Source organism: Streptomyces sp. NPDC093801 (assembly GCF_040701585.1).
Lineage (GTDB): Bacteria > Actinomycetota > Actinomycetes > Streptomycetales > Streptomycetaceae > Streptomyces.
Map to the genome: position 1 here is coordinate 2,645 of NZ_JBFBDP010000080.1, position 6,895 is coordinate 9,539.

The following is a 6,895-nucleotide window of genomic DNA, read 5'->3' on the forward strand; positions in this document are numbered from 1 at the left end:
CTTTCTTGTCTCCCGGCCCCCGGCGGGGCGGGGGGGGCGGGGGCCCCCCGGCCGGGGGCCGCCGGGCCGGGGCCGGGCCGCGCGCCCGCGGGGGGGGGGGGGGCCCCCGCCAGCTGGCCGGAGGTCCGCCCGGGTCTCCGCGACCACGGGCTGATGCTCGGGCCTCGCCGTCTACGCCGGGAGCCGTCGGTCCGGTGTCGGCTGGTGGTCGGGCACGCCGGCGCTGCTGACCACGGCCTCAAGGCGTTTCGCGCGCTCGGGCGGACGCTGCATCAGGTGGAGCGTGCCGTCAGTGTCGTTGACGTCGCGGACGTGGCGCCATCCGCAGCGTCGGACCAGGCGCCAGGCCAGGGCCTGCTCGCGGACGGCGCAGCGGACCCAGGGCTGGTCGATCTGGCGGGCGGCGTAGTCGCTGAGCCAGAGAGCGGCGAGCCGCCCCAAGAGGCTCTGTCCGGGCACGGCGTAGGCGTGGGAGACCTGGAGCGTGGGCTCCTCGCGTTCCTCGGGGGTCCATCCGTGGTGTGGTGCGGTGCGGTGTAGGACGAAGGCGGCGAGGAGGTCCCCGTCTTCCCACATCCCGATCGCCTTCTTGCCGTCGCCTCCCGTCGGGATATCGGGTGCCTTGGTGCCGTCGGCGCCGGTGACGGTGTCACGCAGGCCCAGGCCTTCGCCGCGGGGGCGGTGGCAGTTGGCGACCTGGAAGTCCATACGGGCGTCGATCAGCTTGTCGACCGCCTCGGTGTCGGCGGGAACGAGCAGCTTCATCACGTACATACGGTGTCCTGAGGGTGAGGTGGTTGCCGGAGAGCGGCGGCAGCGAGGCGGTTCCCGCGTACGGGGGCGCTGTCCGCTGAACAGGCGGCGGGCGTGCCTACGGCCGGTACGAGTTCAGGGCCGTCCGTCCGGAGGGAGGCGGGCGCAGTGCGGCATGGAGAGCTTGCGTTCGGTGCGGTTCGGGAGCCGCACCCAGAGGTAGGTGTCGGCCGAGTCGACCCCGTCCCACCCGCTGCCGACCTGGACGACTTCCCCCTCGTGGGTCTCGGGGGTGCGGCGGTCGCCCGGGGGAAGCGCCTCGGGTCCGCGCACGCTGTCCCCGACCGCGAACGGCGCGGGCTGGGTCTCCAGCGGGTGTTGGGCTCTGCGGGCCACCGCGGTCACCCCCGGGTGCTGGTGGCCTGGGCGAGCTTGAGTACCTCGGCCAGGTGAGGGCGGACGGCTTCGGCGGGCGGGATCGGGTGTTCGTCATCCGGGGCGGTGTCCCAGCGCACCCCGTAGGAGGGGGGCATCGCCACCCACGCGTCGGGGCCGCTTCGGACCTCCACGCGGTGGCAGTCGGCGAGCAGCGTGCCGGTGCCGGCTGCCACGAGCAGGGTGGCGGTGGTGTGTCCGGCGGTCAGGCAGGGGATGTGGAGGTTCTTGGCGTCGGCGCGGAGCATCACGGCCATGCCGATGGCGTGGGCGACGACCAGCGCGTCGAAGCGGGTGCACGGGACGATGACCCCGGCACCGGGAGCGGCGGCGAACGCGGCCGCGAGGCCGGCGGTGTCGAGCGGCTTCGCAGTGTCACCGACCGGGTGGGCACCCGGGGTGATGCAGTGGAGCTTCGCCTCGCGCCGACAGGTACAGCCGGATCCGGTGCGCTGACGGTGTCCGATCGCGACGGGCCAGCCGAGCCGGTGGTAGGCGGCGGCGCTCTCGATGGTGTCCCGGCCGTGCAGGGCCTGCACGATGTCGCCCATGTCGCCCCCCGTACCCGTGCTGCAACCGTCGGTGATTTCCACGGCATGAGGGTCTCGCCAACGTAGAAGGGCGACCCACAGGATTTCTGTAGGCCGCCCGAATGGCATATGCGCGCTGGTGGTCAGGACACGAGTTCCATGGCGCGGACCAGCCCGGACAGGGCGAGGGCCTGCGACGGGACGCCTCGGCGGACCATGTCGCCGACGAGTTCGCGGGCCATGGGGTGGGCGTGGACGTAGTGCGGGGCGCGCTGTGCGGCCGCGCGGAGGGTGAGGACGGCGTCGCCGGAGCGGCCCATGCGGTGCATCGCGCGGGCCTCGTCGATCCGGTAGTGGGTGATGCGCTCCCGGCTGGGCATCACGGTCACGTCGACGTCATCGACGAAGGACAGTCCGGTGTCGGGGGCGTCGACCTCTACGCCGGCCTCCGTGGTGTGGACGAGGATGTTGGCCCGGGAGAACACGGTCTGCCACCGCAGATCGTGATGGCCCTGGGGGAGGCGCTCGGAGACCTCCACCGCGCGGCCGGCCTGGGACCAGGCCCCGTCGGCGTCGCCGGCGCGGGCGCTGGCGACGACCTGCCGTAGGACGAGAGCCCCTTCGAGGACGAGGGCGTCGGTGTCCCCCGTCGCCGACAGGGGTTCCAGGTCGCGCAGGGCGGCGTCCGCGACCGCATGTGTCTCCCTGGCCGAGCCCTGGTGGAGCAGGGCCCCGCAGCGGTCCCAGGCCACCGCGGCCTTCACGATCGGGTCGTCCAGGTGGGTCGCGGCTCCGGCCGCGACCTCCGCCGCCACCCACGCCAGGTCCGGCAAGCCGGTCTGGTTGAGGGTCTGGCGGGCGTTGCGGGCCGCGTCGACCAGCAGGCGCAGTGCCTCGTCCCACTCGGCGGTGCCGCGCTCGTGGAGCAGGATCGTGGTGTTGAGGTCCTCCAGCAGGCCGGGCAGGAGGCCCGCGACGGCGGGAAGGTTCGCGCCCTGGCGGTGCCGGTTGGTGGCCGCCGCCTGGTCCCGGACACGCTGGATGTCGGCGGCCGGCCCGGACGGTACGAGACCGGGATGCCCACAGAGGATCAGCGAAGACCGGCGCAGCGCCGCCCGGAGCGCGGGAACGTGCGGGACCGCCGATCCCTGTTCCCGGCGCAGCCGGTAGGGCTGCCCGAGCAGCCAGACGACATCGACCTCGCACACGGTGGCCACGGCGGTGATCAGCGAGTAGCGATCCAGGGGAAGGCGGCCGGCTTCGACATCCTCGGCCCAGCGTTCGGAGCGGCCCACCAACCCGGCCATCTCCGCGTGCGTCAGGCCTGCCGCGATCCGGGCCACGCGCACACGCGCGCCGATACCGGTGTCAGGGGAATGGGTCATGACCGCCTCTCCGTTCTGAACTCCACACCCGGACGGTACTCCCCCGCACCCACCTGCGGATACGTCAACTGCCCAACAGAGAAGGCCTCTACGTCCAAAGACCGGCAGCTGGAGTGATGTCAGTGGTCACCCGGAGAATCAGCGAATGGACCACGAGCAGACGACAGCTGTCGAATCCGAGACCCTCGCCACCGCGTTACGCGCGCATCTGTCCTCGACCGGCTTCAGCTTCAACGGCCTGACCGCCAAGGAGGCCACCCCGGCCATCACCCTGGCGGTCGCGCAGTGGGCGAAGACTCTCGGCTGGAGCGTCCGTGAGGAGGTGTCGATGCGGTACATCGACCTACCGCGCATGCAGGGAGGGGGGTGCCGAGTGGTCTGGTCTCCGCCGTGGTCCGCCTACCTGGACCTGCGCCTGCTACGTAAAGACGGCCTCCCCATCGCGGTAGAGATCGACCGCGAGGACTTCGGCAGTGCCGTGGACAAGCTCCGAGACGAGGCCCTGCGCGGGCGCCCCGCCCTGTGGATCCGCTGGCACGGAGCGCTGCACGCCGAACTACCTGCCGGTGTCGCCCGCCTACACCTCCCCGGGAAGGCGACGCGCTCTCCCGTCCGGTACTCGCTGGCCCCGGTCACCGACAGCGCGGCGATCACCTGCGGCAAGCCCGTCTCCGCCGAAGCCCGAGAAGAGGCCCGCACCCGGGACCGGCAACGCATCGCCGAGGAGAAGCGTCTGGCCGCGCTCACCCGACCAACAACCATCCGGTGTGGCTAACCACGGCCTGCCATGCGTCAGGCGGTACGAGCTCCAACCGTCGAGGCCGCCCTCGGCCTCGACGTGACCGAGGCGTTCCTCGCTGCTCCCTGATCGGCTGGCCTCGCGGGCTGTCTCCCATCGCACGTAGGGGATCCCTCCAATGAGGCCGACCGCAATGGCCGCCGACGCCCACATGGCCAGCGTCGCCGATTCCCGCACAAAAACCGGGGGTGCCAAGGCCGACGAGGAGCCCGGCCTAGAAGGCGGCGGAGACCAAGACGGTACAGGTCCCGGCAGAGAACACCGCGTGCCAACCCGTTCCCGTGGGGCGGGAGCCGCTCTGGGCCCCGCCCCACAGTGGGTCAGACCGCCATGAGGCGGAAGGCTCGTTCCATCACGTCATCGGCGGTGCCCGTGATCACCCGCTCCGCCCGAGCAGCGCTCTTTCCGGCTCGTTCGGTCACTTCGTCCTCAATGGAGGCCGGCGCTCCCATTCCGTATGTCGTGGGGCCCGGTCACCCGCGGGCGGCGAAGAGCAGGCCGAGCTCGTGAAGTCGGGTGCTGAAGTCTGCGGAGCCGGTGAAGAGGTGGGCGTGGAGTCCGGTCGTGGCGGCGGCGTGGACGAAGGTGGGTTCGTCGTCGAAGTACGCCAGGTGCTGGGTGGGGATGCCCATGCGGTCGGCGGCCGTGCGGAAGGCGTGCGGGGAGGGCTTGTCGACGCCGAGGCTCGCGGAGGAGAAGACGTGGTCGAAGGTGATGTTGTGGTGTTCGAGGTCGGCGGGGAGGGCATCGGTGGAGTTCGACAGGACACCGACGGGCAGGTGCCGGCGGATCTGGTCGAGGAGTTCGGCCATGGTGTCGTCGCGTTCGCCGCGGTCGGCGCGCCAGGGGCCGAGGTGCTGGCAGACGGCGGGGCCGAAGTCGTCGGCGAGGCGGTCGGCGACGTTGTCGGCCCATTCCTGGTCCGTGAGAAGGCCGACGCGGGCCGCGCGGTAGGCGGGGTGGTCGTAGGCGTAGTGGTTGATGGTGCCGGGGGGCAGGCCGGCGAGGCGTTCGCTCTGGCGGGCGCCGGTGTTGTGCCAGTGGCGGAAGAGGCCGTTCATGTCGACGAGCAGGCCGTCGATGCGGTCGGTCACGGTGAACTCCTTACGGCAGGGGCCGGGGCTAGTGGCTCTGGCGGGCGGTGGCGTAGAGGTGGAGGTAGTGGTCGGTGGTGCGGGCCCAGCTGTAGGTGTTCTCGACGTGCGTGCGGGCATTGGTGGCGCGTCGGGCGAGTTCGTGGCGGTCGCCGAGGGCGGCGGTGAGGATGTGGGCGAGGTCGGCCGGGTTGTCGGGGGCGACGAGCCAGCCGGTGGCGTGGGGGCCGGCGCCGGTGATGGTGCGGGCGGGGCCGCCGGTCGCGGTGGCGACGGGCGGGGTGGCGCAGGCCATCGCTTCGAGGTAGACCATGCCGAACGGTTCGTTGACGGCCGGGGCGACCATCAGGTCGGCGGTGTTCAGGCCGGTGGGGAGTTCGTCGTGGCCGCGCCAGCCGAGGAAGTACACGTCCTCGCTGATGCCGAGGTCGGCCGCGAGGTCTGCGGGGTGGCGGCCTTCGTACTCGCCGGGGTAGCCGCCCCACATCAGCAGCGCGGGCGCCGGGTTCAGTCGGGTGCGGGCGGCGGCGAAGGCCTCCAGGAGGACGGGCACGCGCTTGAAGTCGAGGAACCGGCCGACCCACAGCAGCAGCGGGCGCAGCCGTCCGTGCTCGTCGTGGAGGCGGTTCAGGTCGGTCTCGGTGTAGCGGATGCTGCCGGGGTTTGCGCCTGGGGCCCAGCCCTGGGGGTCGGTGACGAGCCAGCGCCGCAGGTGAGCAAGCCGGGCGGCGGGGTCGAGGCGGTGGGGCTGGAAGGTGTGGGTGTCGACGCCGTTGGGGACGACCGGCGGCGCCGTGTTCAGGTGCAGGAGCTCGGTGGCGAGGTTCTGGTCGTGGTCGGAGACCGTGATGAGCTGCCCGGCGTGGGCGGCGGCCTGGTGCAGCCGGCGGATCCAGTAGTCGGAGTGGACCCACTTCTCCCAGTGGGTGTCGGCCAGGAGGCGGGCGTCGGGCTCGCTGAGGCCGGCGGTCTTGGCGATGCGTGCGGCTTCGGCGTGGCGGTAGGGGTTGTTGCTGTGCAGGAGGCGGGCCAGGTCGGTGAGGGAGGTCTGGGCGCGCTCGGCGAGCCGGGTGCGTTCCTGCATGCCGGCCAGGAGCTTGAGTTCGGTGCCGTGGAGGGTGGTGACGCGCGGGACACCTTGGTAGGCGGCGTGGGCGCTGGTCTGGAGGTGGCTGAGGTGGTGCAGGTGCAGGACGGTGGGGTGGGGGCTGCGGTGGGTGGTGAGGTGGCGGGTCCAGGCGCGGGTGAGGTGGTCGGCGTCAGCGGGCGGGACGGCGCTGTAGAGGGGGTCGGGGCAGTGGCCGCGGTCCTCGTAGGAGGGGTGGAACGGCCAGCGCGCGGCCTGGGGGTTCTCGCCGCGCTCGAACATGGTCCGGGCGTCGTTGTGGTCGTAGGGGTGGAGGTCGAGGCCCTGGTAGAAGGTGGGGGCGTGGGAGGGGTCGCCCGGGGCGCCGAGGGATCCGGCGTGCAGGCGGGTGGTGATGCCGCGGCTGTTGAGTTCGTGCAGGTGGTAGCGGACGACCTGGGCGCTGCCGCCGCGGGGCCAGAACTGGATGGCGGTGTCCACGACCATCGGGGTGGTGATCGGCATGGGTGCTCCCGGGGTGGTCAGGGGCGGGGGTCGATGATCAGCGGCTCGGCGCCGGTGAGGCGTCCCTGCCAGTAGCTCTCCTGGGGGTCGCGTGGGGCTCGGACGGTGAGGGCGAGGACCTGGGCGAGGTTGTGCCGGTCGCGCAGCGGGACCGGCACGCCGAGGTGGAGGGTGCGGGTGCCCGCGTGCAGCGTGAAGGGCACCCCGGGCAGTCCGATCTTCGCGAGGTGCTGTTCGACCTCGGTGTTCTTGACCGGTTCCCGGTGGGGCACGGCGTGCAGGCAGCGGTCCCGTTGGGCGGCCGGGCA

Annotated in this window: 7 protein-coding genes and 1 pseudogene; 1 reads left to right on the forward strand and 7 read right to left on the reverse strand. The window is 72.4% G+C overall.

Annotated elements, in window-relative coordinates; genetic code table 11:
* Positions 1 to 171: 171 nt before the first annotated feature.
* The 4 genes from AB0469_RS40605 to AB0469_RS40620 all read right to left on the reverse strand — a co-directional run bounded on the left by AB0469_RS40605 (position 172) and on the right by AB0469_RS40620 (position 3,103).
* On the reverse strand, positions 172 to 774 hold the full coding sequence (locus AB0469_RS40605) for a hypothetical protein (protein ID WP_366456640.1): 603 nt from the start codon (positions 772 to 774) through the stop codon (positions 172 to 174).
* Between the two features lie 114 nt (positions 775 to 888).
* Entirely contained in the window at positions 889 to 1,149 is a 261-nt protein-coding gene (locus tag AB0469_RS40610; RefSeq protein WP_366456641.1) for a hypothetical protein, read from the reverse strand.
* Positions 1,150 to 1,154: 5 nt separating this feature from the next.
* Positions 1,155 to 1,781, reverse strand: coding sequence for a hypothetical protein (locus AB0469_RS40615; RefSeq protein ID WP_366456642.1), 627 nt, complete (start codon positions 1,779 to 1,781; stop codon positions 1,155 to 1,157).
* Positions 1,782 to 1,861: 80 nt separating this feature from the next.
* The gene (locus tag AB0469_RS40620) at positions 1,862 to 3,103 is read right to left on the reverse strand and encodes a helix-turn-helix transcriptional regulator (RefSeq protein WP_366456643.1); all 1,242 of its coding nucleotides are present in this window, start codon (positions 3,101 to 3,103) and stop codon (positions 1,862 to 1,864) included.
* A 145-nt stretch (positions 3,104 to 3,248) separates the two neighbouring features.
* On the opposite strand from AB0469_RS40620, the gene AB0469_RS40625 reads away from it, so the two are divergent.
* Positions 3,249 to 3,878: a hypothetical protein gene (locus AB0469_RS40625; protein WP_366456644.1), complete on the forward strand. Its 630-nt coding sequence runs from the start codon at positions 3,249 to 3,251 to the stop codon at positions 3,876 to 3,878.
* Between the two features lie 497 nt (positions 3,879 to 4,375).
* Here AB0469_RS40625 and AB0469_RS40630 read toward each other — a convergent pair whose 3' ends face one another.
* From AB0469_RS40630 to AB0469_RS40640, 3 genes and pseudogenes are all read right to left on the reverse strand, one after another.
* Positions 4,376 to 4,996 (reverse strand): HAD-IA family hydrolase, encoded by a 621-nt coding sequence (locus AB0469_RS40630; RefSeq protein ID WP_366456645.1) that lies wholly within the window; start codon positions 4,994 to 4,996, stop codon positions 4,376 to 4,378.
* Positions 4,997 to 5,024: 28 nt separating this feature from the next.
* Positions 5,025 to 6,587 (reverse strand): glycosyltransferase family 4 protein, encoded by a 1,563-nt coding sequence (locus AB0469_RS40635; protein WP_366456646.1) that lies wholly within the window; start codon positions 6,585 to 6,587, stop codon positions 5,025 to 5,027.
* A 17-nt stretch (positions 6,588 to 6,604) separates the two neighbouring features.
* Positions 6,605 to 6,895: pseudogene (locus tag AB0469_RS40640) on the reverse strand (hypothetical protein); the annotation flags it as partial.